The sequence below is a fragment of the Escherichia sp. MOD1-EC5495 genome (assembly GCF_002965965.1).
Lineage (GTDB): Bacteria > Pseudomonadota > Gammaproteobacteria > Enterobacterales > Enterobacteriaceae > Escherichia > Escherichia ruysiae.
This window is the reverse complement of record NZ_PTRI01000031.1, coordinates 16,599-41,289: the sequence shown is the minus strand read 5'-3', so window position 1 is coordinate 41,289 and position 24,691 is coordinate 16,599. Positions and strand designations below refer to the sequence as shown.

At 51.1% G+C, this 24,691-nt stretch carries 23 protein-coding genes and 1 pseudogene; 12 read left to right on the top strand and 12 right to left on the bottom strand.

The features are described 5' to 3' along the window. Nucleotides 1-57: 57 nt before the first annotated feature. Nucleotides 58-366 (top strand): annotated as a pseudogene (locus BEG40_RS19885) (permease); the annotation flags it as partial. Nucleotides 367-469: 103 nt separating this feature from the next. Here the strand turns inward: BEG40_RS19885 and BEG40_RS19880 are convergent. The 5 genes from BEG40_RS19880 to BEG40_RS19860 all read right to left on the bottom strand — a co-directional run bounded on the left by BEG40_RS19880 (nt 470) and on the right by BEG40_RS19860 (nt 4,225). Then, nucleotides 470-1,567, bottom strand: a complete 1,098-nt coding sequence (locus tag BEG40_RS19880) for an alkene reductase (RefSeq protein WP_105285998.1) — start codon at nt 1,565-1,567, stop codon at nt 470-472. Between the two features lie 18 nt (nt 1,568-1,585). Further along, nucleotides 1,586-1,798 (bottom strand): YdgH/BhsA/McbA family protein, encoded by a 213-nt coding sequence (locus tag BEG40_RS19875; RefSeq protein WP_000848792.1) that lies wholly within the window; start codon nt 1,796-1,798, stop codon nt 1,586-1,588. A 157-nt stretch (nt 1,799-1,955) separates the two neighbouring features. Further along, the gene (locus BEG40_RS19870; protein ID WP_001140838.1) at nt 1,956-2,372 is read right to left on the bottom strand and encodes an SRPBCC family protein; all 417 of its coding nucleotides are present in this window, start codon (nt 2,370-2,372) and stop codon (nt 1,956-1,958) included. A gap of 25 nt (nt 2,373-2,397) precedes the next feature. Then, a complete protein-coding gene (locus BEG40_RS19865; protein WP_000762716.1) occupies nt 2,398-3,195 on the bottom strand; it encodes an SDR family NAD(P)-dependent oxidoreductase in 798 nt (265 codons plus the stop codon). A 19-nt stretch (nt 3,196-3,214) separates the two neighbouring features. After that, nucleotides 3,215-4,225, bottom strand: a complete 1,011-nt coding sequence (locus BEG40_RS19860; RefSeq protein ID WP_000023622.1) for an aldo/keto reductase — start codon at nt 4,223-4,225, stop codon at nt 3,215-3,217. A 132-nt stretch (nt 4,226-4,357) separates the two neighbouring features. Between BEG40_RS19860 and BEG40_RS19855 the strand changes: the two genes are divergently transcribed. Next, complete coding sequence (locus BEG40_RS19855) at nt 4,358-5,245, top strand: LysR substrate-binding domain-containing protein (protein ID WP_000566329.1); 888 nt, start codon at nt 4,358-4,360, stop codon at nt 5,243-5,245. A gap of 67 nt (nt 5,246-5,312) precedes the next feature. On the opposite strand, the gene BEG40_RS19850 is transcribed toward BEG40_RS19855, so the two are convergent. Beyond that, nucleotides 5,313-6,512, bottom strand: a complete 1,200-nt coding sequence (locus BEG40_RS19850) for a BaiN/RdsA family NAD(P)/FAD-dependent oxidoreductase (RefSeq protein ID WP_105285997.1) — start codon at nt 6,510-6,512, stop codon at nt 5,313-5,315. A gap of 230 nt (nt 6,513-6,742) precedes the next feature. On the opposite strand from BEG40_RS19850, the gene pitA reads away from it, so the two are divergent. Next, on the top strand, nt 6,743-8,242 hold the full coding sequence (gene pitA / locus BEG40_RS19845; RefSeq protein ID WP_000902771.1) for an inorganic phosphate transporter PitA: 1,500 nt from the start codon (nt 6,743-6,745) through the stop codon (nt 8,240-8,242). Between the two features lie 67 nt (nt 8,243-8,309). Here pitA and uspB read toward each other — a convergent pair whose 3' ends face one another. Then, the gene (gene uspB / locus BEG40_RS19840) at nt 8,310-8,645 is read right to left on the bottom strand and encodes a universal stress protein UspB (RefSeq protein ID WP_000626187.1); all 336 of its coding nucleotides are present in this window, start codon (nt 8,643-8,645) and stop codon (nt 8,310-8,312) included. A gap of 390 nt (nt 8,646-9,035) precedes the next feature. Here uspB and uspA point away from each other — a divergent pair, with 390 nt between their 5' ends. Together uspA and dtpB are read left to right on the top strand one after the other, a co-directional pair. Then, a complete protein-coding gene (gene uspA, locus BEG40_RS19835; RefSeq protein WP_000323571.1) occupies nt 9,036-9,470 on the top strand; it encodes a universal stress protein UspA in 435 nt (144 codons plus the stop codon). 312 nt (nt 9,471-9,782) lie between these two features. Further along, nucleotides 9,783-11,252 (top strand): dipeptide/tripeptide permease DtpB, encoded by a 1,470-nt coding sequence (gene dtpB / locus BEG40_RS19825; RefSeq protein WP_016158891.1) that lies wholly within the window; start codon nt 9,783-9,785, stop codon nt 11,250-11,252. A 46-nt stretch (nt 11,253-11,298) separates the two neighbouring features. On the opposite strand, the gene rsmJ is transcribed toward dtpB, so the two are convergent. Then, nucleotides 11,299-12,051 carry a 16S rRNA (guanine(1516)-N(2))-methyltransferase RsmJ gene (gene rsmJ / locus BEG40_RS19820; RefSeq protein ID WP_000686600.1) on the bottom strand — a complete coding sequence of 251 codons (753 nt, stop codon included), beginning with the start codon at nt 12,049-12,051 and terminating at the stop codon, nt 11,299-11,301. A 7-nt stretch (nt 12,052-12,058) separates the two neighbouring features. Next, nucleotides 12,059-14,101 carry an oligopeptidase A gene (prlC, locus tag BEG40_RS19815; RefSeq protein ID WP_105285996.1) on the bottom strand — a complete coding sequence of 681 codons (2,043 nt, stop codon included), beginning with the start codon at nt 14,099-14,101 and terminating at the stop codon, nt 12,059-12,061. A 262-nt stretch (nt 14,102-14,363) separates the two neighbouring features. Here prlC and rlmJ point away from each other — a divergent pair, with 262 nt between their 5' ends. Further along, nucleotides 14,364-15,206, top strand: coding sequence for a 23S rRNA (adenine(2030)-N(6))-methyltransferase (gene rlmJ, locus BEG40_RS19810; RefSeq protein ID WP_010349921.1), 843 nt, complete (start codon nt 14,364-14,366; stop codon nt 15,204-15,206). A gap of 71 nt (nt 15,207-15,277) precedes the next feature. Next, nucleotides 15,278-16,630, top strand: a complete 1,353-nt coding sequence (gene gorA, locus BEG40_RS19805) for a glutathione-disulfide reductase (protein ID WP_000160819.1) — start codon at nt 15,278-15,280, stop codon at nt 16,628-16,630. A gap of 53 nt (nt 16,631-16,683) precedes the next feature. On the opposite strand, the gene dinQ is transcribed toward gorA, so the two are convergent. Continuing rightward, nucleotides 16,684-16,767 (bottom strand): damage-inducible type I toxin DinQ, encoded by an 84-nt coding sequence (gene dinQ / locus BEG40_RS19800; RefSeq protein ID WP_001295215.1) that lies wholly within the window; start codon nt 16,765-16,767, stop codon nt 16,684-16,686. A gap of 742 nt (nt 16,768-17,509) precedes the next feature. Here dinQ and arsR point away from each other — a divergent pair. The 5 genes from arsR (at nt 17,510) to BEG40_RS19770 (ending at nt 21,270) form a co-directional block, all read left to right on the top strand. Then, entirely contained in the window at nt 17,510-17,863 is a 354-nt protein-coding gene (gene arsR, locus BEG40_RS19790; protein ID WP_105285995.1) for an As(III)-sensing metalloregulatory transcriptional repressor ArsR, read from the top strand. A 54-nt stretch (nt 17,864-17,917) separates the two neighbouring features. Further along, complete coding sequence (gene arsB, locus BEG40_RS19785; RefSeq protein WP_010357270.1) at nt 17,918-19,207, top strand: arsenite/antimonite:H(+) antiporter ArsB; 1,290 nt, start codon at nt 17,918-17,920, stop codon at nt 19,205-19,207. A gap of 12 nt (nt 19,208-19,219) precedes the next feature. Next, nucleotides 19,220-19,645, top strand: a complete 426-nt coding sequence (gene arsC / locus BEG40_RS19780) for a glutaredoxin-dependent arsenate reductase (protein ID WP_000065770.1) — start codon at nt 19,220-19,222, stop codon at nt 19,643-19,645. A 386-nt stretch (nt 19,646-20,031) separates the two neighbouring features. Further along, complete coding sequence (slp, locus tag BEG40_RS19775; protein WP_001044202.1) at nt 20,032-20,598, top strand: outer membrane lipoprotein Slp; 567 nt, start codon at nt 20,032-20,034, stop codon at nt 20,596-20,598. Between the two features lie 141 nt (nt 20,599-20,739). Then, entirely contained in the window at nt 20,740-21,270 is a 531-nt protein-coding gene (locus tag BEG40_RS19770; protein WP_000478613.1) for a helix-turn-helix domain-containing protein, read from the top strand. 61 nt (nt 21,271-21,331) lie between these two features. Here the strand turns inward: BEG40_RS19770 and chuS are convergent, their stop codons facing one another. Beyond that, entirely contained in the window at nt 21,332-22,360 is a 1,029-nt protein-coding gene (gene chuS / locus BEG40_RS19765) for a hematinate-forming heme oxygenase ChuS (protein ID WP_105285994.1), read from the bottom strand. 48 nt (nt 22,361-22,408) lie between these two features. After that, the gene (chuA, locus tag BEG40_RS19760) at nt 22,409-24,298 is read right to left on the bottom strand and encodes a TonB-dependent heme/hemoglobin receptor ChuA/ShuA (RefSeq protein WP_309487038.1); all 1,890 of its coding nucleotides are present in this window, start codon (nt 24,296-24,298) and stop codon (nt 22,409-22,411) included. Nucleotides 24,299-24,691: the final 393 nt, after the last annotated feature.

Sequence of the window (24,691 nt, the reverse complement as noted above, 5' to 3'; positions counted from 1 at the left end):
GACTATCACTTATTTAAGTGATATTGGTTGTCTGGAGATTCAGGGGGCCAGTCTAGCTTTATTCCAGCGCAATGGATTGCAGCACATGCCGGAACGGATAATCCACTGGCCATCCCCTTGAGCGCGGTTATAGGTATCCCGCTCTATATACGTGCAGAGGCCGTAATTCCCCTCGCCTCGGTATTAATGACCAAAGGCATGGGGATGGGAGCTGTAATGGCACTCATCATCGGTAGCGCGGGTGCCAGCTTAACAGAAGTTATTTTGCTGAAATCGATGTTTCGCACGCCGATGATTATTGCCTTTCTGATGGTAATTTTAGGAATGGCAGTGGTCATGGGATATGTAACGCAAGCGTTATTCTGAGGCTGTAGCGTTAAAAAAGTTTCAATATTTGACATGAAAATAATGCCACTAAAAACACAACAAATTGATATGTAACGATATCTACATGTGACAAAAAACAAATTCAGAGAACCGGATAATCCAGATATCCATCTTTACCGCCGCCAAAGAATTTCTCTTTGATGGGCGCATTCAGCGGTAAATCGTTTTCCAGACGATGCGGAAGATCCGGGTTGGCAATAAACGGACGACCAAAACCAATCAGATCAGCCCAGCCGTTAGCCAGCGCCTCTTCGGCGCGCGCTTTGGTGTATTTACCGGAGTAAATCAGCGTGCCGTGGAAAATTATGCGCAGCGCTTCTTTAAAGGCCGCAGGCATCACCGGCGCATCTTCCCAGTCGGCTTCGGCAATATGGATATAGGCAATCCCCAGCTCGTTCAGTACGCTTGCCGCCGCGAGGTAGGTCGCTTCCGGCGTATCGTCTCTGGAGCCCATCAGCGTAGTCAGCGGCGCGAGACGAATTCCTACACGCTCTTTACCAATCGCCGAAGAGACAGCTTCCACCACCTCTTTCATAAAGCGCAGACGATTTTGCAGCGAGCCGCCGTATTCGTCATCACGCAGGTTGGCCTGCGAGTCAATGAACTGGTTAATGAGATAGCCGTTCGCGCCGTGCAACTCAATACCGTCAAAGCCAGCGGCAATCGCATTACGCGCCGCCTGTGCATAGTCATCAACGATTGACGGGATCTCTTCCAGCGTCAGTGCACGTGGCATGTCATGCTGAACCATCTCGCCAACGCCGTTCTCCGGACCACGGCCTTCCACATCGACAAACACTTTTACCCCTTCGGCCTGAATCGCCGAAGAGGACACCGGTGCGGCGCCGTTCGGTTGCAGCACGGTATGAGACACGCGACCGACGTGCCACAGCTGAGCAAAAATTTTACCACCTGCGTGATGTACCGCATCGGTCACTTTTTTCCAGCCAGCAATCTGCGCCTCAGAATAAATACCCGGCGTCCAGGCATAACCCTGCCCCTGCTGGCTGATTTGCGTACCTTCGCTGATGATAAGTCCAGCACTGGCACGCTGCGCGTAATAGTCCGCCATCATGTCAGTCGCAACGTCACCCGCACCGGCGCGGGAACGCGTCATCGGTGGCATTACAATGCGGTTTTTTAATGGCAACGCATTCAGCGCATATTTAGCAAATAACATAATGGGTTCCTCGCGCGATTATTTATACAGTTCGGCACTCATGGTGACGGTATTGCCCATGCGAGCGCTGGTAATTTTGTATTCGGAGGCGTTCATCTCTTTCGCTTTCTGCGCAATAACCGCTTCCGCAGAATCCAGTGTTGTACCGGTTGCTGTCACGCTTTGCGCCGATGCGTTAAACGCCGCGACAGAGAAAAGAGAAGCCGTAAAAATTGCGATGATCGTTTTCATGTTTATATTCCAGAGTGTCTTAATTGTTTGGCGTTTATTAACGCGATGGGGAGAGAATACGCCTGCCGTCTGATAACATAAATGATACAAATGACAACAGACTATTCTGTTTTTGTTAATAATCAGACGCCGGACATTCCGACGCCTGTCGATCGCATCAGGCAACAAAGTTGTCCTTCAGCGCCTTGAGACCATCCCGATAGATGCCGGTAAACAGCGCCTCGGCCTCTTCGTTCGTCACATTCACCGGGGTGAATTCACCGAACCATTCCACACGGGAAACCTGGCTGTCGGCGGTTTCATGAACGGTAATGGTGGAGAGGTAATCCACCACCGGGAACGGTGCCTGAATAATGGAATAGGTATAACTGCGTTGACGGTTATCAAACGCTTCCAGACGTTCAACCACAGTGCCACCGTCAGAGGTTGTCAGCGAACGAACGCGACCACCTTCTGTCACCACACTTTTCGGGATGAATGGCAGCCAGTCTGGCAGCGCATCAAAGCCGCCCATCAATTGCCATACGGCGTCGGCAGAAGCCGGGATTTCGATTGATACAGTTGTTTTAGCCATGATAATTTTCTCTTAATTTATAGGGTTACATAGTCAGGGTGTCGACGACACCGCCATCGACGCGCAGGGCTGCCCCTGTGGTTGCCGAGGAAAGTGGTGACGCGAGATAAACCGCCAGATTCGCCACTTCTTCCACATCCGCCGCACGCTGGATGATGGAGCTCGGACGCGAGGTTTTAACAAACTCATCGGCCTGTTCACGCGCACTGCGTCCCGACTGTGCAGCGGCATCCGCCAGCATCTCTTTCAGGCCATCGGTAAAGGTTGGCCCTGGCAGAATGGCGTTGACGGTCACACCGGTCCCCGCCAGTCGTTTCGCCAGACCATGAGAGACCGCCAGATTCGCGGCTTTGGTGACGCCGTAGTTGATCATGTCGCCAGGGATTGCCACGCCGGATTCAGACGAGACAAAGATAATCCGCCCCCAGCCCTGTTCCGTCATGCCTGGCGCATAGTGACGCGCCAGACGAACGCCGGAGAGGACGTTGACGTTATAGAAGTGCATCCACTCATCATCCGGCACGCTAAAGAAATCTTTATCGTTGAAAATACCCAGATTATTGACCAGCACATCAGCCGTTGGGACTGCAGCGATCAGCGCAGCCACGCCGTCTTCGGTGCTGAGATCGGCCACCACGCCGCGCAGTGACGCTGTGGGAGTTTGTGCCGCAATCGCAGCCATGGCGTCATCAACGCCGCTCTGTTTACGGCCGACGACAACCACCGTTGCGCCTGCTTTTGCCAGTCCGGCGGCGATACCCTGCCCAATGCCGGAGGTTGAGCCGCTGACCACCGCGACTTTACCTGTCAGATCCAGTTTCATCGTTTTCTCACCAGGTTGCTTAACGGGTCGGCAGCGGAGCGTTTTCCGCAACCAGATTTTGACGGCGCATTTCTGCCCAGAATTCAGCCGGAACAGGCGCATTCAGTGCAGCCAGATCTTCTGCCATACGGCCAGGACGGCTGGAGCCAGGAATAACCGCCGCAACGGCCGGGTTTGCCAGCGCAAACTGCAGCGCAGCTGCTTTAACGTTCACATTGAAACGTGTGGCAATGGCGTTAATTTGCGCCACTTTCTGCTGGATGGCCGCAGAGGCTTTCTGATATTCAAAGTGCTCGCCGCCTGCCAGTACGCCAGAGCTGTACGGACCACCGACAACGATATCCACATTCTGTTCCAGTGCTTCTGGCATCAGGCGTTGCAGCGCACGTTCGTGATCCAGCAGGGAATAACGCCCCGCCAGCAGGAACGCATCTGGCTTCGGTTCGTCCAGCGCCAGCGTCAGTTCGCAAGGTTCGACGCGGTTCACACCCAGTCCCCAGGCTTTAATCACACCTTCGTCACGCAAACGCGTCAGCGCACGAAACGCACCGGTACGAGCAATGTTGAACTGCTCCAGCCAGCTGTCACCGTAGAAGTCCTGCGCCGGGTCGTGGATCCAGACAATATCCAGACGGTCTGTTTTCAGGCGTTTCAGGCTGTCTTCAATCGAGCGCAGCGTGGCGTCAGCAGAGTAGTCATTCAGAATTTTGTTTTTCAGGCCGTGTTCGAACAGGCCACCTTTTTCACCGAAATCACGTTTTGCCGGATCTTCCATTTCGTCCAGCATGATGCGGCCGACTTTGCTGCTCAGAACGTATTCATCGCGTGGATACTGAGACAGCGCTTCACCCATACGAATCTCAGAAAGGCCAGAGCCGTACAGCGGCGCGGTATCAAAGTAACGCACGCCCAGGTTCCAGGCTTCGCTCACGGTGGCGTGGGCCTCTTCTTCCGGAATGGCACGGAACATGTTGCCGAGCGGTGCGCCGCCTAAGCCAATTTTGCCGGGAAGTAAATTTTTGATGCTCATAAGATGTCCTCAATTATTCGGTTTGGGTTCGGGCGTTTTTTGCTATCGCCCTGTGACGTGGATCACATTACCTTGCGAGGTTGTGACTTGATAGGACATAATTCGTCTGACTTAAGTCCTTTGAGGTCTAACATGATTGATTTACGCCAACTGAAGTACTTCGTGGTGGTCGCAGAAGAAGAGCACGTGGGACGCGCAGCCGAGCGATTACATATCTCGCAATCACCGCTGAGCCGCCAGATTGCACAACTGGAAGAACGGCTGGGGCTGATGCTGTTTGAGCGTAATCAGCAGCGCATTCGCCTGACCGCTGATGGACAGACATTCCTTGCCGAAACACGTTCGTTGCTGACACACGCCAACCGTCTGGAGTCGTTAGGCAAACGCCTGGGACGGGGGGAAGATGGTGGCTTGTGTATTGGCTATATTGAAAACGCCATGCATTCCGGGGTGCTTTCTACGGCGCTACGTACGTTACGTGTATCGCGTCCGAATGTGCATATCGCACTTTACAGCCAACCACCGGCCACCCAGATTGAAGGCCTGCGCCAGCGCAGTCTCGATTTTTCTCTGGTCGATACGCCGCCCGCCGACAGCGAGCAGGATCTGGAATATATTCAGGTTCTGGATGATCGAATGTTGTTGGCCTTACCGCAAAATCATCCTCTGGCGCAGGAGGAAAACCTTGTCGCGTCACAACTTGGCGATGAGCAGTGGATTGCGGTGATTCATAACGACGATGCGCATTCTCGCGATCATTTTGTCGCCGCCTGTGTTAACGCCGGGTTTAATCCTGATATTCGCCTGGAAGCGGGTGAACCACTCACGGCATTAGGTCTGGTCGCTGCGGGATTAGGTCTGGCCTTAATTCAACATAGTCTGCGTCATAATGCGCCGGAAGGGGTGGTATTACGTGAATTGCCGTGGATGAATTATTCAACGCAATTATGGGCAGCATGGCATAAAGCCAACCAACGTCCGCTGGTTTCCCATTTCCGCCAGATTTTGCGCGGTGAATAAAACGTTAAGCGGGAACCATTAGTTCCCGCTTCCCGGCCTTGATGTTGATAACGGCGCCGAATTTTTATTATTTATTCACAGCCGCCAAATCCTGCGCACAAGCCCATGCGCTCGACCACGCCCACTGGAAGTTATAGCCCCCCAGCCAGCCGGTGACGTCCATCACTTCACCAATGAAGTACAGCCCCGGCACTTTGCGCGCTTCCATTGTCCGTGAAGAGAGTTCGTTGGTGTCCACACCGCCGAGCGTCACTTCGGCGGTGCGATAGCCTTCGGTGCCGTTGGGCTGCACACGCCATTCGGTTAATGTGGTAATCAGCGCCTGTTGATCACGCACGTTGAGCTGTTTTAGCGAGACATCCGGGATTTGCCCCAGTTGTTGTAACCGTTCAACCAACCGTTTCGGCAGATGAACCGCCAGGGTGTTCTTCAGGCTCTGGTTTGGATGTACGTTACGCTGCTCATTAAGGAAGGTTTCGAGATCCACATCCGGTAGCAGATTGATGCTGACAAATTCGCCCGGCTGCCAGTAGCTGGAAATCTGTAATACCGCAGGGCCGGATAAGCCACGATGAGTGAAGAGTAAGTTCTCGCGAAATACGGTGCCGTTTTCAGCGGTGATCACCGAAGGCACCGCCACGCCCGCCAGCACCTGTAACTCTTCCAGCAACGGTTTATGCAGGGTGAATGGCACCAGGCCAGCGCGGGTTGGCAACACGTTGAGGCCAAATTGTTCGGCAATTTTATAACCGAACGGCGATGCGCCCAGACCAGGCATCGAGAGGCCTCCGGTGGCAATGACCAGTTTATCGCAGCCGACGGTCATACCGTTCAGTTCAAGCGTAAACCCCGTTTCATCCTTTGCCACACTCAGCACTTCGCTGCGCAATCGGAAGGTCACATTACCCTTTTCACACTCATCCACCAGCATGTCGACAATCTGCTGTGCAGAGTCATCACAGAAGAGTTGTCCTAACGTTTTCTCGTGCCAGGCGATGCCGTGTTTATTGACCAGATCAATGAAATCCCACTGGGTAAAGCGGGCGAGAGCTGACTTACAAAAATGCGGATTCTGGCTCAGATAGGCGCCAGGTTCGACATAAAGGTTGGTAAAGTTGCAGCGCCCACCGCCAGACATGAGGATTTTGCGCCCCGGTTTTTTACCATTATCAATCAGCAAAACTCTGCGTCCCGCCTGACCTGCCAGCGCAGAACAGAACATACCAGCCGCACCAGCGCCTATAATAATGGCATCAAACCTTTCCACGTTGCGCTCCTCTTAGAAAAAACGGGCGTGAATTGTAAAGATTCCTCAGTGGTCGCACCAGCATCAATATTACTTAGGGGAAGTATTTACCTGAATTATATAAGATAATTATTTTTTGGGTAAAAATCATACAGGAGGCAAATCAAAAAAATCTATATTTCACTTTGCCCGCGCCGCGAAAGTCACTGATAATGCGCCGCGTTCATGTCCTCAAAATGGCGTAACGTCCTATGCTACATTTGTTTGCTGGCCTGGATTTGCATACCGGGCTGTTATTATTGCTTGCACTGGCTTTTGTGCTGTTCTACGAAGCCATTAATGGTTTCCATGACACAGCCAACGCTGTGGCAACTGTCATCTATACCCGCGCGATGCGTTCTCAGCTCGCAGTGGTTATGGCGGCAGTGTTCAACTTCCTGGGTGTTTTGCTGGGTGGTCTTAGTGTTGCCTATGCCATTGTGCATATGCTACCGACAGACTTGCTGCTTAATATGGGATCGTCCCATGGTCTCGCCATGGTGTTCTCTATGTTGCTGGCAGCGATTATCTGGAACCTGGGTACCTGGTACTTTGGTTTGCCTGCATCCAGCTCCCATACGCTGATCGGCGCAATCATCGGTATTGGTTTAACCAATGCGTTGATGACCGGTACGTCAGTGGTGGATGCACTCAATATCCCGAAAGTATTAAGTATTTTCGCATCTCTGATCGTTTCCCCTATTGTCGGCCTGGTGTTTGCTGGCGGTCTGATTTTCTTGCTGCGTCGCTACTGGAGCGGCACTAAGAAACGCGCCCGTATCCACCTGACCCCAGCGGAGCGTGAAAAGAAAGACGGCAAGAAAAAGCCGCCGTTCTGGACGCGTATCGCGCTGATCCTTTCCGCTGTCGGCGTGGCGTTTTCTCACGGTGCGAACGATGGTCAGAAAGGCATTGGTCTGGTTATGCTGGTGCTGATTGGCGTCGCACCAGCGGGCTTCGTGGTTAATATGAATGCCTCAGGCTACGAAATCACTCGTACCCGTGATGCAATCAACAACGTGGAAGCTTATTTTGAGCAACACCCTGCACTGCTGAAACAGGCGACCGGTGCTGATCAGTTAGTACCGACTCCGGAAGCAGGCGCAACACAACCTGCGGAGTTCCATTGCCATCCGTCGAATACCATTAACGCGCTCAATCGCCTGAAAGGCATGTTGACTGCTGACGTGGAAAGCTACGACAAGCTGTCGCTTGACCAACGTAGCCAGATGCGCCGCATTATGCTGTGCGTTTCTGACACCATCGACAAAGTGGTGAAAATGCCTGGCGTCACAGCAGATGATCAGCGTCTATTGAAGAAACTGAAGTCCGATATGCTGAGTACCATCGAGTACGCTCCGGTGTGGATCATCATGGCGGTCGCGCTGGCGTTAGGTATCGGTACGATGATTGGCTGGCGTCGCGTGGCAACGACTATCGGTGAGAAAATCGGTAAGAAAGGCATGACCTACGCTCAGGGGATGTCTGCCCAGATGACGGCTGCGGTGTCTATCGGCCTGGCGAGTTATACCGGGATGCCGGTTTCCACCACTCACGTACTCTCCTCTTCCGTAGCGGGGACGATGGTTGTTGATGGTGGCGGCTTACAGCGTAAAACAGTAACCAGCATTCTGATGGCGTGGGTGTTTACTCTCCCGGCTGCGATACTGCTCTCCGGCGGGCTGTACTGGATCTCCTTGCAGTTCCTGTAATCGCACGCATAAAAACGAGCGGGTCAGTTTTCTGACCCGCTTTTTTTATGCGTTATTGCTGTGGTACTTAATGCCAGATCATCAATGCAATCAGGCTTACCACGACCAGACCACACAAGGCGCTGGTCAGAATAAACTGCCGACGCACACGCTCGCAGCGACGAATAAACTCATCATCGTGATGATCGCGATACCTCTGAGCATAGATATACCAAACGAGACGCACCTGTTTGTTAGGTTGGCCATGTGAGGTAAAAAAGCCCCCTCCATCTACATATTGATAGAGCAATGGATCGCAATTACGCAGTACCACTAACAACGCGCGTAGTGATGAGAAATAGCGCGCCATGTTAACAATGCAAACGACACATAAAGCCCAAAATAATGCGACGGTGCTTATCATACCTCCTCCCCGGCGACCGGCCCACGGAGTTCCACTCCGGGGCTACCGCTCCCGATACGCTGCCAATCAGTTAACACCAGGTCCTGGAGAAACCGCTTTTGTCGTGACACACATCCGAGCGGCTCTATAGATAGTGTAGGAGATCAGCTTGTTTTTTTTCCATAAGGTTAACCACTATCAATATATTCATCTCGAAAATTTGATTATCTGATTGGTAAGCAAGGCGGATTGACGGATCATCCGGGTCGCTATAAGGTAAGGATGGTCTTAACACTGAATCTTTACGGCTGGGTTAGCCCCGCGCACGTAGTTCGCAGGACGCGGGTGACGTAACGGCACAAGAAACGCTAGCTGGCCAGTCATCGACAACTTTATGGAAGGAGTAACACTATGGCTTATAAACACATTCTCATCGCGGTCGATCTCTCCCCGGAAAGCAAAGTTCTGGTAGAGAAAGCAGTCTCTATGGCTCGCCCCTACAATGCGAAGGTTTCTCTGATCCACGTAGATGTAAACTACTCTGACCTATACACCGGGCTTATTGATGTGAATCTGGGTGATATGCAGAAACGCATCTCCGAAGAGACTCATCACGCGCTGACCGAGCTCTCCACCAACGCAGGTTACCCAATCACTGAAACCCTAAGCGGCAGCGGCGATCTGGGTCAGGTTCTGGTGGATGCAATCAAGAAATACGATATGGATCTGGTTGTTTGTGGTCATCACCAGGACTTCTGGAGCAAACTGATGTCTTCCGCGCGTCAACTGATCAACACCGTTCACGTTGATATGCTGATTGTTCCGCTGCGCGACGAAGAAGAATAATCATCCCCTCCCGACTTGCTCCCGACGCCCGCTTATGCGGGCGTTCTGCTTTTGCGCACTCCTGTTTTCCAGATACGGCCTGCAGGTTCATAGATACATAGAGCTATCCAAATTTTCAGCACATCAAAAAGCAGAATGTAAAACCATCTTACTTCAAACAACCAGCATGATTATCTGGTTATTTTCTATAGAAATAGTGCATATAACTATTTACCACATCAATATTAAAAATCTTAGACATCTGTAAAATCTTTCGCGCGCAATCAATTACGCATTCATACTTTTCAGGATGGTATTGGAAGGTTAATAAATATGAATACAACAACACCCACCGGGATGCTGCAACAACCTCGCCCATTTTTCATGATCTTTTTTGTCGAATTATGGGAGCGATTCGGCTACTACGGCGTGCAAGGCGTGCTGGCAGTTTTCTTCGTTAAACAGCTCGGATTCTCACAAGAGCAGGCCTTTGTCACCTTTGGCGCTTTTGCTGCGCTGGTCTATGGACTTATCTCCATTGGTGGCTATGTCGGCGACCACCTACTTGGGACTAAACGCACCATTGTTCTTGGGGCTATTGTGCTGGCGATTGGTTACTTCATGACCGGAATGTCGCTACTTAAGCCTGATCTGATTTTCATCGCCCTGGGCACTATTGCCGTCGGCAACGGCTTGTTTAAAGCCAACCCGGCAAGCCTGCTTTCTAAATGCTATCCACCGAAAGACCCGCGTCTGGATGGTGCTTTCACTCTGTTTTACATGTCGATCAATATTGGTTCATTGGTGGCGCTGTCGCTGGCACCAGTGATTGCCGATAGATTTGGTTATTCCGTTACCTATAACCTGTGCGGGGTAGGTTTGATTGTCGCGCTACTGGTCTACATCGCCTGTCGCGGGATGGTGCAAAATATTGGGTCAGATCCAGACTTCCGACCACTGAACTTCGGCAAACTGTTGTACGTGTTGATTGGCAGCGTAGTGATGATCTTCGTCTGTGCATGGCTGATGCACAACGTAGAAGTCGCCAATCTGGTACTGATCGTCCTCTCCATCGTTGTCACCATTATCTTCTTCCGCCAGGCATTCAAGCTGGATAAAACCGGGCGCAATAAAATGTTTGTCGCCTTTGTGCTGATGCTCGAAGCGGTGGTGTTTTACATCCTCTACGCCCAGATGCCAACGTCGCTGAACTTCTTTGCCATCAACAACGTGCATCATGAAATTCTCGGTTTTTCCATCAACCCGGTCAGCTTCCAGGCGCTTAACCCGTTCTGGGTGGTACTCGCCAGCCCAATACTGGCGGGCATTTATACTCATCTGGGTAACAAAGGCAAAGACCTCTCGATGCCGATGAAATTTACTCTCGGCATGTTTATGTGCTCGCTGGGTTTTCTGACTGCCGCCGCTGCGGGGATGTGGTTTGCTGATGCGCAGGGGCTGACATCACCGTGGTTTATCGTGCTGGTTTACTTGTTCCAGAGCCTGGGTGAACTGTTTATTAGCGCCCTGGGGCTGGCAATGGTTGCTGCTCTGGTGCCGCAGCATTTGATGGGTTTTATTCTGGGGATGTGGTTTCTGACGCAGGCTGCCGCGTTCTTGCTCGGCGGCTATGTGGCAACATTTACCGCAGTGCCAGACAATATTACCGATCCGCTTGAGACGTTACCTGTCTACACCAACGTGTTTGGTAAGATTGGTCTGGTCACGCTGGGCGTTGCAGTAGTGATGTTGATGATGGTGCCCTGGCTGAAACGAATGATTGAGACACCGGAAAGCCATTAATTTTTTTGCAGAAAAACGGGTAGCTATAACGCTACCCGTTTTACTTTTACTCCGGCGTACCCGCATAAATATCAAAGCGATGCCCTTTGGTAACAACCGCGTTCGGTGTGGCGACATTCGCCAGCGGCGGCGCATAGTCCGGGCGCTTCACCACCACACGTTTGGTCGCCAGCAACCGCGCAGGCTCCAGCAACCCATCGGCATCGAGATCCGGCCCCACCAGCGACTGAAACACACGCATCTCTTTTTTCACCAGCGCGCTTTTCTGCTTATGTGGGAACATCGGGTCAAGATAGACCACCTGCGGGCGCGGAGTAATATCGGTCAGCGCCGTCAGGCTGGAGGCGTGAATCAACTGCAACCGTTCCTGCAACCAGCCGCCGATTTCCGCATCGGCATAGCCACGCGCCAGGCCGTCATCGAGCAATGCGGCAACCACCGGATTACGTTCCAGCATCCGCACGCGGCAGCCGACCGAAGCCAGTACAAAGGCATCGCGCCCCAGCCCTGCGGTGGCGTCGACGACATCCGGCAGATAATCGCCTTTAATGCCCACCGCTTTTGCTACCGCCTCACCGCGACCACCGCCGAATTTGCGTCGGTGCGCCATTGCCCCGCCGACAAAATCAACGAAAATGCCGCCAAGTTTCGGCTCATCACGCTTACGCAGTTCCAGATGCTCCGGCGTTAATACCAGCGCCATCAGGTTGTCTTCATCGTGCTCCAGCCCCCAACGGGTCGCCAGAACAGATAAGGCGCCGTCTCCGGCGCCCGATTCATCAATTAAGCAGATTTTCACTGAATGATCAGCCCTTAATGCCGTAATGCTCCAGCATCGCATCCAGTTGCGGTTCGCGACCACGGAAGCGTTTGAACAGTTCCATAGGCTCTTCTGAACCGCCACGGCTCAGAATGTTGTCGAGGAACGACTGTCCAGTATCACGGTTGAAGATCCCCTCTTCCTCAAAGCGCGAAAAGGCATCCGCCGCCAGCACATCGGCCCACAGGTAGCTGTAGTAACCTGCGGCATAACCACCGGCAAAGATATGGCTAAATGCATGTGGGAAACGACCCCATGACGGAGACGGCACCACGGCAACCAGTTTTTTGATTTCTGCCAGGGTTTCGAGGATTTTCGCTCCCTGATCCGGGCGGAACTCTGCATGGAGGCGGAAATCGAACAGACCGAACTCTAATTGGCGCAGAATAAACAGCGCCGCCTGGTAGTTCTTCGCCGCCAGCATTTTATCCAGCAGCTCTTTCGGCAGCGGTTCGCCGGTTTCATAGTGACCGGAGATAAACGCCAGCGCCTCCGGCTCCCAGCACCAGTTTTCCATAAACTGGCTCGGCAGTTCGACCGCATCCCACGGCACCCCGCTGATCCCGGAAACACCGGCAGTTTCGATGCGGGTCAGCATATGATGCAGACCATGACCGAACTCGTGGAACAGGGTGATCACTTCGTCATGGGTAAACAGCGCCGGTTTACCGTTCACCGGGCGGTTGAAGTTACAGGTCAGATACGCGACCGGTTTTTGCAGCGAGCCGTCGGCTTTGCGCATCTGGCCTACGCAGTCATCCATCCACGCCCCGCCGCGCTTGTTCTCACGGGCATACAGGTCGAGGTAGAAGCTGCCGCGCAGTTCGTTGTTCTCATCATACAGTTCAAAGAAACGTACATCCGGGTGCCAGACATCAACATCTTTACGCTCTTTAGCGGTGATGCCGTAAATACGTTTCACCACTTCAAACAGGCCGTTAACCGCTTTGTTTTCCGGGAAGTACGGACGCAGTTGTTCGTCACTGATGCTGTAGAGGTGCTGTTTCTGTTTTTCGCTGTAGTATGCGATATCCCACGGCTGCAACTCATCGACGCCAAATTCCGCTTTGGCGAAGGCGCGCAGTTGCGCCAGCTCTTTTTCGCCCTGCGGGCGCGCACGTTTTGCCAGATCGGTTAAGAAATCAAGCACCTGCTGCGGGTTTTCTGCCATTTTAGTGGCAAGGGATTTAAAGGCGTAGTTTTCAAAGCCCAGCAGTTGCGCCAGTTCGTGACGCAGGGTGAGGATCTCTTCCATCACCTTGCTGTTGTCCCACTTACCGGCGTTCGGGCCTTGATCGGAGGCGCGGGTGCTGTAAGCGCGATACATCTCTTCACGCAGAAACTGATTGTCGCAGTAGGTCATTACCGGCAGGTAGCTTGGGATATCCAGCGTCAGCAGATAGCCTTCCAGTTCTTTCGCTTCGGCCTGGGCTTTTGCTGCAGCCAGCGCGCTTTCTGGCATCCCCGCCAGCTCCGCTTCGTCGGTGACGAGTTTGGTCCAGCCCATCGTCGCATCGAGGACGTTGTTGCTGTACTGGTTGCCCAGCTCAGAAAGACGGGTGGCAATTTCGCCGTAACGCTGCTGTTTCTCTTTCGGCAGACCGATGCCAGAGAGTTCAAAATCACGCAGTGCGTTATCAACCGCTTTCTTCTGTGCCGTGTTCAGCGTGGCGTAGTAATCGCCATCGCGCAGATCGCGGTACGCTTTGTACAGCCCTTCGTGTTGCCCTACCCAGGTGCTGTATTCCGACAGCAGCGGCAGCGTTTGTTCGTAGGCTTCGCGCAGCTCCGGGCTATTTTTCACCGAGTTCAGGTGGCTGACCGGGGAGAAAATACGTCCCAGCACATCGTCCACTTCCGCCAGCGGTTGGCAGAGATTTTCCCAGGTGTACGGTGCCCCCTGCGCTACCACGCGCTCCACATTTTCGCGGCAGTCGTTCAGCGCCTTAGTGACAGCAGGAACGACATGTTCCGGGAGAATTTTAGAAAACGGAGGCAATTCAAAGGGAGTCAGTAACGAATTCGTCATAGGTACAGTCCTGGTTAAATAGAGGGAACGAAACGCTCACAGGCGCTTTCGCCGGAGGCGACGCTGACGTCTTATCCGGCCTACGTTAATAGGCCGATGCCATCCGACGCGTAATGGGTAATAGCATGGGGTTAAGTGTAGTGAATTTCAATGAGAAACGTTACGCTTTCGCGGCGACGTCCTCTTTTCGGTATACTGTCCTGATATGCTTTTGTGCGCCCCGAATACGGGCCGATTTTTACTTACCGGAACACCTTTACCCATGCTCAGTTATCGCCACAGCTTTCACGCTGGCAACCACGCCGACGTCCTTAAACACACCGTTCAGAGCCTGATCATCGAGTCGCTGAAAGAGAAAGATAAACCGTTTCTCTATCTCGATACCCATGCGGGTGCCGGGCGTTATCAGTTAAGCAGCGAACATGCCGAGCGTACTGGCGAATATCTCGAAGGCATCGCCCGTATCTGGCAGCAGGACGATTTGCCCGCAGAACTGGAGCCGTACATCAATGTGGTAAAACACTTCAACCGTAGCGGACAGTTGCGTTACTACCCCGGTTCGCCGTTGATTGCCCGTCAGTTACTGCGTGAACAAGACAGCCTGCAACTGACCGAGCTACACCCGAGCGATTACCCGTTGCTGCGTTCTGAATTTCAGAAAGACAGCCGTGCGCGCGTAGAAAAAGCCGACGGTTTCCTGCAACTGAAAGCAAAACTGCCGCCAGTTTCCCGCCGTGGTTTGATACTTATCGACCCACCGTATGAAATGAAAACCGACTATCAGGCGGTGGTCAGCGGAATAGCAGAAGGCTACAAACGTTTCGCTACCGGCACTTACGCATTATGGTATCCGGTGGTGCTGCGCCAGCAGATCAAGCGCATGATCCACGACCTGGAAGCGACCGGCATTCGCAAAATTCTGCAAATTGAACTAGCGGTGCTGCCAGACAGCGACCGCCGTGGTATGACCGCTTCCGGCATGATTGTGATTAATCCACCTTGGAAGCTGGAGCAGCAAATGAACAACGTGCTGCCGTGGCTGCACAGCAAACTGGTTCCGGCAGGCACCGGGCACGCCACCGTAAGCTGGATCGTGCCGGAGTAATTGCAACCATCGCTGGCACCTATTACGTCTCGCGCTACAATCGCGGTAATCAACGATAAGGACAATATGTCATGACTAAACACTATGATTACATCGCCATCGGCGGCGGCAGCGGCGGTATCGCCTCCATCAACCGCGCGGCTATGTACGGTCAGAAATGCGCGCTGATTGAAGCCAAAGAACTGGGCGGCACCTGCGTGAATGTTGGCTGCGTGCCGAAAAAAGTGATGTGGCACGCGGCGCAAATCCGCGAAGCGATCCACATGTACGGCCCGGATTATGGCTTTGATACCACCATAAATAAGTTCAACTGGGAAACGTTGATCGCCAGCCGTACCGCCTATATCGACCGTATTCATACTTCCTATGAAAACGTGCTCGGTAAAAATAACGTTGATGTAATCAAGGGCTTTGCCCGCTTCGTTGATGCCAAAACGCTGGAGGTAAACGGTGAAACCATTACGGCCGATCATATTCTGATCGCCACCGGTGGTCGTCCAAGCCACCCGGATATTCCGGGCGTGGAATATGGCATTGATTCCGATGGTTTCTTTGCCCTACCCGCTTTGCCAGAGCGCGTGGCAGTTGTTGGTGCGGGTTACATCGCCGTTGAACTGGCTGGCGTTATTAACGGCCTCGGCGCGAAGACGCATCTGTTTGTGCGTAAACACGCGCCGCTGCGCAGCTTTGACCCGATGATCACTGAAACACTGGTCGAAGTGATGAACGCTGAAGGCCCGCAGCTGCACACCAATGCAATCCCGAAAGCGGTGGTGAAAAATGCCGATGGCAGCCTGACGTTGGAGCTGGAAGATGGTCGCAGTGAAACGGTGGATTGCCTGATTTGGGCGATTGGACGTGAACCTGCCAATGACAACATCAACCTCGAAGCCGCTGGCGTTAAAACCAACGAAAAAGGCTATATCGTCGTCGATAAATATCAAAATACTAACGTTGAAGGTATTTACGCGGTGGGCGATAACACAGGTGCAGTGGAACTGACGCCGGTCGCGGTGGCGGCGGGTCGCCGTCTCTCTGAACGGCTGTTTAACAACAAGCCGGATGAGCATCTGGATTACAGCAACATTCCGACCGTGGTCTTCAGCCATCCGCCGATTGGTACTGTTGGTTTAACGGAACCGCAGGCGCGTGAGCAGTACGGCGATGATCAGGTGAAAGTGTATAAATCGTCTTTCACCGCGATGTATACCGCCGTCACCACTCACCGCCAGCCGTGCCGCATGAAGCTGGTGTGCGTTGGACCGGAAGAGAAAATTGTCGGTATTCACGGCATTGGTTTTGGCATGGACGAAATGTTGCAGGGCTTCGCGGTGGCGCTGAAGATGGGCGCAACCAAAAAAGACTTCGACAACACGGTTGCCATTCACCCGACGGCGGCAGAAGAGTTCGTGACCATGCGTTAAATATTAAAGGGCTAAGAGTAGTGTGCTCTTAGCCCTTAGCTACGTTTCCGCTATCAGTTCAGAAGCTGAAGCAGGAAGCGGATCAGTTCCAGCAGCGCAATTAACGCTCCAAGAACGATGATTGCTTTATCAATCACCCGTTTTCTCCATGCGATGGAGTGAGAATGCATCCGCTTACTCATCCATTGCCTGTCACGGCGCATGTCCCATTGTTAGATGACGACTATCTCACTCCGGCCAGAGCATCAGTTAACGGCACCACCCGTACCACTGATCAGGACTTTGAAAGCGTTTATGCGCATTGCCAGAGTGAAAATGCCTCAGAGCTAACTGGATAATCATACAGTATATTCAGGTTATAAAACCAGCATGTCCTTGCAATAGTTTCAGTATGGTATTAGCATTGATGCGTTAGATGATGGCATTCTCACTCCAGCCAGAGCCACCAACTCAGGGCTGGAAAGTAAAAAACCGACGCAAAGTCGGTTTTTTTACGTCCTGATTCGGACAAGGCTTAATACGGCGGCGATCAAGTGAAAGTATATAAATCCTCTTTCACCGCCATGTATACCAAACTGCCCCTCTGCCAGCGGAAGAAATCGCTAATTCTTGCAATGTTAGCCACTGGCTAATAGTATTGAGCTGTTAGATGATGACTATCTCACTCCAGCCAGAGCCACCAACTCTGGGCTGAAAAGTAAAAAACCGACGACAAGTCGGTTTTTTTACGTCCTGATTCGGGCCTTTTTTCAAATGAATACCCAACGCTTAATTCACACCCATTACCTTCCTTTGCACCTACGCATCCGTTAAACCATATATGTTTTTGACTTATCCGTTTTGAAGAGAGACACTACCTGCAACAATCAGGAGCGCAATATGTCAATTCTGTTACCCATCCAACTCTTCAAAATTCTTGCCGATGAGACCCGCCTGGGCATCGTATTACTGCTCAGTGAGATGGGGGAGTTATGCGTGTGTGATCTCTGTACTGCCCTGAATCAGTCGCAGCCCAAGATCTCACGCCACCTGGCATTGCTGCGGGAAAGCGGTTTATTGCTGGATCGCAAGCAAGGTAAGTGGGTTCATTACCGTTTATCGCCGCATATTCCTTCCTGGGCTGCAAAAATTATTGAGCAGACCTGGCGATGTGAACAGGAAAATGTTCAGGCTATTGTCCGTAACCTGGCCCGACAAAATTGTTCCGCAGACAGTAAGAACATTTGCAGTTAAAAATTTTATCTAAACACATATGAATTTTCGCATGTGTTATATCCGGGAGGCATTATGTTACTGGCAGGCGCTATCTTTGTCCTGACCATCGTATTGGTTATCTGGCAACCGAAAGGTTTAGGCATCGGCTGGAGTGCAACGCTGGGCGCAATACTGGCGTTAGTTACAGGTGTGGTTCATCCTGGCGATATTCCTGTAGTGTGGAATATCGTCTGGAATGCAACTGCCGCATTTATTGCCGTTATTATCATCAGTCTGCTGCTGGATGAGTCCGGCTTTTTCGAATGGGCGGCGCTGCACGTTTCACGCTGGGGCAATGGTCGTGGTCGCCTGTTGTTTACCTGGATTGTCCTGCTCGGTGCCGCCGTTGCAGCCCTGTTTGCCAATGATGGCGCGGCGCTTATTTTAACGCCGATTGTCATCGCCATGCTGCTGGCGTTAGGGTTCAGCAAAGGCACTACGCTGGCGTTCGTGATGGCGGCCGGATTCATTGCCGATACCGCCAGCCTGCCGCTTATCGTCTCGAACCTGGTGAATATCGTTTCGGCAGATTTCTTTGGTCTTGGCTTTCGCGAATATGCTTCGGTAATGGTGCCGGTGGATATCGCCGCGATACTGGCCACGCTGGTGATGTTGCATCTCTATTTCCGCAAAGATATTCCGCAGAACTACGATATGGCGCTGCTGAAATCTCCCGCCGAAGCGATTAAAGATCCTGCTACATTCAAAACTGGCTGGGTTGTTTTACTGCTTCTGCTGGTGGGATTTTTCGTCCTGGAACCACTCGGCATTCCGGTAAGCGCCATTGCGGCGGTGGGTGCGCTGATATTATTTGTCGTCGCTAAACGCGGTCATGCTATCAATACGGGTAAAGTGCTGCGCGGTGCACCCTGGCAGATTGTCATCTTCTCGCTCGGTATGTATCTGGTGGTTTATGGCCTGCGCAATGCGGGACTGACAGATTACCTTTCTGGCGTACTCAACGTACTGGCAGATAACGGTCTGTGGGCGGCGACGCTGGGCACCGGATTCCTGACAGCCTTCCTCTCTTCGATCATGAACAATATGCCTACGGTACTGGTTGGTGCGTTGTCTATTGATAGCAGCACGGCGTCTGGTGTGATCAAAGAAGCGATGGTTTACGCCAACGTTATTGGCTGCGATCTGGGGCCGAAAATTACACCTATTGGTAGCCTGGCAACGCTGCTCTGGCTGCACGTACTTTCGCAGAAGAATATGACGATTACCTGGGGATATTACTTCCGCACAGGAATTATCATGACCCTGCCGGTACTGTTTGTAACGCTGGTGGCGCTGGCGCTACGCCTCTCTTTCACTTTGTAATGAGATACTGATATGAGCAACATTACCATTTATCACAACCCGGCCTGCGGCACGTCGCGTAACACGCTGGAGATGATCCGCAACAGCGGTACAGAACCGACCATTATCCACTATCTGGAAACCCCGCCGACGCGTGATGAGCTGGTAAAACTCATTGCTGATATGGGGATTTCTGTTCGCGCTCTGCTGCGTAAAAACGTTGAACCGTATGAGGAACTGGGTCTGGCAGAAGATAAATTTACTGACGATCGGTTAATCGACTTTATGTTGCAACACCCGATTCTGATTAACCGTCCAATCGTGGTAACGCGGCTGGGAACCCGTCTTTGCCGTCCTTCGGAAGTGGTGCTGGAGATCCTGCCAGATGCGCAAAAAGGCGCGTTCAGCAAGGAAGATGGCGAGAAAGTGGTTGATGATTCGGGTAAACGATTAAAATAAACAAAGGGGGGCTGTGCCCCCAATCTCTGACGAACGCGTATCATTTCTTACCGGATGCATGATCGCGCAATTTCAGTAAATTGCGCTTCCTGCCCTCGCGGATAAATAGTTTCCATTTTAATAAATGGTTATCACCATAATGCTAATAATTAGTACTCCATGTAACATGAGAGAAAAAATAAACTCATTATAATAATTAAATAAAGAACTAATATTACAAGGAGGCGGATAATAACTTCATATGTTAATGCTATCCGGGACTAATGTTCAAGGATATAAATATCAGACAGGTTTACGTTACTATCAGGCATATCGCCTAAGAATCGGATGAAAACTATAAAGAAATATCTATTATGGTTTTAACATTTGTTGATAAGGATAGTAACATGAACAAGACAAAAGGTGCACTCATCTTCAGCCTTTCATTTTTTCTTGCCGCATGTAGTTCGATTCCGCAAAATATCAAAGGCAATAACCAACCTGATATTCAAAAAAGTTTTGTTGCTGTTCATAACCAACCAAATTTGTATGTTGGTCAACAGGCACGCTTTGGCGGTAAGGTTATCAACGTTATTAACGGCAAAACAGATACGTTGTTAGAAATCGCCGTATTACCGCTGGATAGCTATGCCAAACCTGAAATTGAAGCCAACTATCAGGGTCGCCTGCTCGCCAGACAAAATGGCTTCCTTGACCCAGTGAACTACCGCAATCACTTTGTTACCGTTCTCGGCACAATTCAGGGCGAACAACCTGGATTTATCAATAAAGTCCCGTATAACTTCGTTGACGTGAATGTACAAGGTATTCAGGTGTGGCATTTGAGAGAAGTGGTCAACACCACCTACAACCTGTGGGATTACGGCTACGGCGCATTCTGGCCTGAACCAGGCTGGGGCGCACCTTACTACACTAATGCGGTTAGCCAGGTAACACCAGAACTGGTGAAATGATTTAGTTTAAAGATGCAGATATTTTTCAAATATCTGCATCTTTAGTATGAATATTTATATATAACTATAATTATAATATCCTCTCTATTTATTACCTTTGGCACCTGATTATAAAGTTAATGTCCGCAACAGGAGTCGGTTATGTTTCTTATAATTACTAGGGATACAATGTTTTTCACCGCCATGAAAAATATTTTAAGTAAGGGTAATGTCGTTCATATACAGAACGAAGAAGAGATCGACTTAACATTGCATCAGAATGCCTTAGTGATTATTGACACGTTAATGAATAATGTCTTTCATTCTTCAATACTCAACAAAATTGAACATCTGAAGCCTGTTCATGTCATTGTTTTCTCACCGTTTAATATTAAACGTTGTCTGGGAAAAGTCCCGGTAACCTTTGTCCAGAGAAATATTACGATTATTGACTTTGTCGCGCTGCTTAATGGCAGTTACTGTTCTGTGCCAGAAGCGGATGTGTCACTCTCATGCAAACAACATCAGGTTCTGACCTGCATTGCTAATCAAATGACGACGGAAGATATTCTGGGGAAATTAAAAATTTCGCTGAAAACATTCTATTGCCATAAACACAATATTATGATGATTCTTAACCTTAAGCGGATCAACGAACTGGTACGTCATCAACATATTGATTATCTGGTCTGAACTCACCAGCTGATATTTATAAAGAGGCCCGGCGACCGCCAGACCTCCACACAATTACGCTTTACGCAGTAACACCTTCCTGCGTCAATGCCGCAATCTGTTTACGCCATTGCGCTTGCTCCTGTTCGCCTTCTGTACGTTGACCATAGAGCTGCGCAATCTGCGTACCATCATGAGCAAACAATTCCAAACTAGTCACATAACCGTCACTGGCGGGTTTACGAGTAACCCAGGTTTCAGCAATGCACTCCTCTAAAAGGTGAAGAGTAAACGTTGGGTTGAAAATATTCAGCCAGCCTTTCATCGGCACCACTTTTTCAACCACACCGGTGAAGATCTGTACGCAACCACGGTTGCCAACAAATACCATGATCTCATTAGCATCTTGCTGGGCGGATTCCAGTATCTGCGCCAGCGCGCTGTTGGGTACTTTGCAGGCCAAATCGTCTGTCACCAGATTAAACGCCTGCTGACGAGTCAGGTTGTGGCGCTTGAGCAACGTAAAAAACTGATGAACGTCGGTCATCGCCCGCCACTCTTGCTCGACCACACTGGCATCTACGTCGGTTTGTGCGGCAGTCGCATCAACGGCTTTTAACTCAAGCGGCGTATTCTCTTCGACGATAAAACGCCCCAGAAGCTCGTTCCATGCCGCCATGTCAGTATTGTCGGTGGCATAAACTTTCAGTAACGCATCGCCCTGATGATCAAAGAACTGAATACTCTGGCGTTCGCCGCGAGCCGTGGTTTCTTTTATATGGAAAACACTGTCCCACTGATTGAGAAACAGTCGCAAATCCAGCGCACGCGGGTTGAGTATTAATCCGGCATGACCGTTCAAATGCTGGTTCGTGAAAGCACCAATCTGCTCATGAACAGCATATTCGTTCCGGCAAATGCATTTGGTTTCGCCAACGCTTTCCAGTGCCGCCAGAATTTCACGAATATTGCCACGCATCCGCCACGCATCGTGCGTGACACGGGCAAATGCCAGCTCTGCTTCGCTAATATTCATTAAACCTGCGATGTCACGCGCGTACTTTCCGGGATTTTGTTCTTTTAACTCAAGCCAGCGTGTGTAGTGGTTCATTGTCTCTCTTCCTTCCAGATAAACGCCCCGAAATATCGGGGCAGATGATTACCATTGATAACTCACGAAAATTTTTCCGTTACGACCATCCTGCGGGATACCCTGCGGCGACCAGTACTCTTTATCGAAGGCGTTGCCCAGTACCAGAGTGGTGGTCATGCCTTTGAGCGCCTGCTGTCCTTGATAACTAACGTAGAAATCATTCACGCCGTAGCCCGGTTGTTTACTGTAACTGCTGCTGACATGTGTTGAGCGATCGGCAAACGTACCGACCCAACCGACAGAGAAGCCGCTGTGGGCAATGGGAATATTCAGGGTGCTGGTAACAGTATCCGGGTTAATGCTGGAGATATATTCACCGGTATCGGTGTCTTTGCCACGGGTACGGTTATAGGCCACATCAATGCTAAACAAATCAGTGGTATATTTCGTCATCACATCCCAACCCCAGATTTTGGCGTTCGGGACGTTATACGACATGGTCGTCGCCGCTGCGAAATCGACGGTAGTGGAGATGTAGTCCTTCGCTTTGGTATCAAAGTAGCTGGCTTTAAATTCCAGGGCATCATTGGACAACATCAGGTCATCAAAACGCAGCCCAAAGCCGTACTCCTGAGTTTCGTTGGTTTCCGGACGCAAATTCGGGTTCGGCACCCAATAGTTGGTATAGAAGCGACCAATCGAGAAGTGCTTAGAATCGTTATACATTTCGCCCATCGTCGGGGCGCGGAATGCCTGTGCATACGAGCCAAATAACATTAGCCAGTTGGTCGTGTTGATAGTCATCCCTGCACGAGACGACCATTTGTCGGCATCCACATCTTTGTAGCCGTCGCTGCTACCGCGATAGCTGTCATAGCGGGTTCCGCCAAGCAAGGTAATCGGCAGATCGCGTAAGGTTATCTCATCTTGCAGCCAGCCAGAGCTGAAATCGATTTTCGCTTGCGGGAAGCCCGTCGTCGCACCGCCAGGATGTTGTTCCTGACGATAATACTCACCGCCATATGTCAGCAGATGAGAGGCAAAGCTATCGGCAAACAGAGTGGAACGGTTCTCCAGTTTGGCACCTTTTGTTGTCTGTTCACGATACTCGCCGGAACTCCCCGTGTTCTGCGCATTAATACGAACTTCCGACCAGTAAACTTTTGCATCGGCATTTAACCAGTCGTTGCCCAACGGAGCGAGTTTATAAGCAAGCTGCGCATCACGTTGAATCGTTGAGCGATCAACCATCGGGTTGCTGCTATCAGAAGCCTCAACGGTCTGCGGATTTTTGGGTTCACGCGCGTCGTTATTGTAATAACGCACTAACCCGCTCAGAGACTGGGCAGAATCAATTTGCCAGGTTCCTTTCGCCAGCATGTTGTTGATAGCCTCGTCATTCGGCGCGGTTTCACCATTGCTCTGGCGTAAATCACCACGATCGCGACTGGACCAGGCCACAATACCATCCAGATTTTCAGTTCGCCCAAAAGCACTGGCGCCCAGCCCCAGGCTATGGTCTCCCGTGCCGCCAGTGCCAAAGACACGAAAACCACTGCTTTGTCCTTCCTGCAATAAATCTTTTGCATCGACCGTATAGTAGGAGATAACCCCTCCCAGCGCGCCACTGCCATACAGTAATGCCGAAGGCCCACGGACAATCTCAACACGTTTGATCAGCGCCGGATCGAGAAAAGTACCATTCAGGTGTCCGGTATCAGTTCCCTGACGAACACCATCGACAAGAACCAGCACGCCGCGATGATCATAGCCACGCATATTCACATCCTGACCATTTGTGCGTCCCGTACCATCAAGAGTAATCCCAGGAACATGGCGCAGCAGATCGGTGGCTGAAGTGGCCGTTTGGTTTTCAGGGGCGGAAGCGTCGATAACGCTGACCATCATTGGCGCTTCGAAGGAACTGCGGGCATTCCCCGTTGCAGTAACAGTCATGGTTTCAGTAGCAAAAGCAATCGTCGGCAAGCTGGCGGAAACAGCCAAAGCCAACAAACTCAAGCGCAACGAGGTAAATTGCGGACGTGACATAGCGATTCTCCATGAGGAAAATAAAAAATGCTGGCTGCCTGGGTAAAAACCGGGGTGGCTGGCGAAAATAAATTTATTTACGATTCAAAGCGATAGTATTAGCCAGGTGAGTTAATTGGCGTTTATATCCCGTGAAATTACCTGGTATTTCTGACAATTGCGCAAATACACGCCCTCTTTATCAGGTCTGGTGGTACACCACGTCTGGAGTGAAGAGTGCAGTGCGTTATCCCTTACAAAAGTTATAGTTTCATTATCCATATGATCATGTGTTGTTAAATACCAACTTGATAATGAGAA